General features: G+C 66.0%; 4 protein-coding genes. 3 read left to right on the forward strand and 1 reads right to left on the reverse strand.

Annotated features, from left to right (window positions below; genetic code table 11):
* On the forward strand, positions 1 to 190 hold a 190-nt coding region (locus ENN83_RS02605; protein ID WP_287183736.1), incomplete at its 5' end, for a hypothetical protein.
* Positions 191 to 309: 119 nt separating this feature from the next.
* Here the strand turns inward: ENN83_RS02605 and trpA are convergent.
* Complete coding sequence (gene trpA / locus ENN83_RS02610; protein WP_287183738.1) at positions 310 to 1,101, reverse strand: tryptophan synthase subunit alpha; 792 nt, start codon at positions 1,099 to 1,101, stop codon at positions 310 to 312.
* Between the two features lie 141 nt (positions 1,102 to 1,242).
* On the opposite strand from trpA, the gene ychF reads away from it, so the two are divergent.
* Together ychF and ENN83_RS02620 are read left to right on the forward strand one after the other, a co-directional pair.
* Positions 1,243 to 2,340, forward strand: a complete 1,098-nt coding sequence (ychF, locus tag ENN83_RS02615) for a redox-regulated ATPase YchF (RefSeq protein WP_287183741.1) — start codon at positions 1,243 to 1,245, stop codon at positions 2,338 to 2,340.
* Between the two features lie 152 nt (positions 2,341 to 2,492).
* Positions 2,493 to 2,814, forward strand: a 322-nt coding sequence (locus tag ENN83_RS02620; protein WP_287183743.1) for a PAS domain S-box protein, incomplete at its 3' end; no start/stop codon positions are given.

Here is a 2,814-nt window from a genome sequence, read left to right on the forward strand (position 1 = left end):
CATGAGGACGAGTCTGCCCGAAATCTGCCAGACCGCCCATCTGGCGGGCCTGAAAACACGAAACGAGCCACAAAAACTCCGTCTCGCAGCGGCCGAAGCGCTCAGGCAGCCATCTCGGCGCTGGCGAAGCCGTTTATCAGACGTTCCGGAAGTCGATCCCGAAGGCGTCTCGGTTTTGGAAACCGCGTAGCATTGCCGCAAACGCCCGCTCAACGCGGCGATCAATAGTGGTCACGGTTCTGGGCCGCGGTCCTGTCTCTCGATCCGTGAAAAGAGTCATTACAAGGGCTCTGCTTTCATACTCTGTAATCAGGCCCGGTGCGCCCCCTCGGCCAGCCCCGCGACATAGTCGAGGATCTCGGGCACCGGGCGGCCCTCCTCGACCAGCTTGACGATGGCCGAGCCGACCACCGCCCCATCGGCCACGGCGGCGATGGCCTCGGCCGTCTCGGGGCTGCGGATGCCGAAGCCCACGATCACCGGCAGATCGGTCCGCGCCTTGATCCGGGCCACCTCGGGGCCGACATCCGCCGCCTCGGCCGCCGCCGCCCCGGTGATCCCGGTGATCGAGACGTAATAGACGAACCCGCTGGTGTTCTGCAGCACCTCGGGCAGGCGCTTGTCATCGGTCGTCGGCGTGGCCAGCCGGATGAAGTTCAGCCCCGCCGCCTGCGCGGGGATGCACAACTCCTCATCCTCCTCGGGTGGCAGGTCCACCACGATCAGCCCGTCGATCCCGGCCTCCTTCGCATCGGCCAGGAACCGCTCCACGCCCCGGTTATGGATCGGATTGTAATATCCCATCATCACGATCGGCGTCTCGTCATCGCTCGCGCGAAACGCCCGCGCCATGTCCAGCGTCTTCTGCAGGGTCTGCCCGCCCTCCAGCGCGCGCTGCCCGGCCAACTGGATCGTCGGCCCGTCCGCCATCGGATCGGTAAAGGGCATGCCCAGTTCGATGATGTCCACCCCCGCGCCCGGCAGCCCCTGCACCAGCTCCAGCGAGGTCGCGTAATCCGGATCGCCCGCCATCACATAGGCGACAAAGGCCTTGCGGCTCTCGGCTTTCAGCGCGGCGAACCTGGCGTCGATGCGGGTCATGTCTGTCCTCCCCCGGTCCTGTCGCACGCGGTTTGCGGCAGTGGGCGGGGAAAATCAATGGGCGCTTTGGCCGCCGCGTCGCTTGACGCCGCCCACCGCCAGCCCCTACATGCGCGCGGACCTCGGCGGGAGAGACAGCAGATGGGCTTCAAGACCGGAATCGTGGGGCTGCCCAATGTGGGCAAGTCGACGCTGTTCAACGCGCTGACCCGCACCGCGGCGGCGCAGGCGGCGAATTTCCCCTTTTGCACGATCGAGCCCAATGTGGGCGAGGTCGCGGTGCCTGATGCGCGGCTCGACAAGCTGGCCGCCATCGCCGGATCGAAACAGATCGTCCCCGCGCGGATGACCTTCGTCGATATCGCGGGGCTGGTGAAGGGCGCCTCCAGGGGCGAGGGCCTGGGCAACCAGTTCCTGGCCAATATCCGCGAATGCGACGCCATCGCTCATGTCCTGCGCTGTTTCGAGGATGATGACGTCACCCATGTCGAGGGCCGGGTGGACCCGGTGGCGGATGCCGAGGTGATCGAGACCGAGCTGATGATCGCCGACATGGAATCGATCGAGCGACGGCTTCAGAACCTCGTGCGCAAGGTCAAGGGCGGCGACAAGGAGGCCATCGCGCAGGAACGCCTGCTGAAAACCGCACTCGCCGCGCTGGAACAGGGCCGGCCCGCCCGCACCGTCCAGGTCGCCGACGAGGATGCCCGCCTCTGGGACATGCTCCAGCTTCTGACCGCGAAACCCGTCCTTTACGTCTGCAACGTCTCCGAGGCCGAGGCCGCGGAGGGCAATGCCCATTCCGCCGCCGTCGCCCGCATGGCCGAGGCCCAGGGCGCGGCCTCCGTGGTCATCTCGGCGCGCATCGAGGAAGAGATCAGCCAGCTTGACCCCGAGGAGGCGCGCGAGTTCCTGGCCGAGCTGGGGCTGGACGAGGCCGGGCTCGACCGGCTCATCAAGGCGGGCTACAAGCTTCTGGGATTGCAGACCTATTTCACCGTCGGCCCCAAGGAAGCCCGCGCCTGGACGATCGCGCAGGGCACATCCGCCCCCAGGGCCGCCGGGGTGATCCATGGCGATTTCGAGCGTGGCTTCATCCGGGCCGAGACCATCGCCTATGACGATTACGTCACGCTGGGCGGCGAACAGGCGGCCAAGGATGCCGGGAAGATGCGCGCCGAGGGCAAGGCCTATGTCGTGCAGGACGGCGACGTGCTGCATTTCCTGTTCAACGCCTGAACGCCGCCCCACCGCCGCAGCCCCCGCCGGGCTGCATAATCCCGCCCCGGCCGCGACCGGAAAACTCCCCGAATTGTTCGACATCTAAACCTCTTCTTAGGGGTAATCGACAAGAGTTCGGGAAAGCGGCGAACCGGCCAGGGAATTCGGGAATGTTCTTCAAGGCGAAAAAGGCGGCTCCTGTTGCCGACGAGGCACATATGGCGGCCACCTTCATGTCGGTCATCGACCGGACCCATGCGACGATCCAGTTCGAACCGGACGGGACGATCCTGACCGCGAACGAGAATTTTCTTAAGACGGTGGGCTATTCCCTGTCCGAGGTCGCGGGCAGGCACCATTCGATGTTCATCGACCGGACCCATGCGCAGACCGAGGACTACCGCCGCTTCTGGCAGGACCTGGCCGGCGGCAAATCCTTCACCGACCAGTTCCCGCGGGTCCGCAAGGATGGTAGCGTGACCTGGCTCCAGG

Origin of the sequence: Rhodovulum sp., from assembly GCF_011048875.1 — a bacterium.
In the GTDB taxonomy this organism is placed as follows: domain Bacteria; phylum Pseudomonadota; class Alphaproteobacteria; order Rhodobacterales; family Rhodobacteraceae; genus Rhodovulum; species Rhodovulum tesquicola.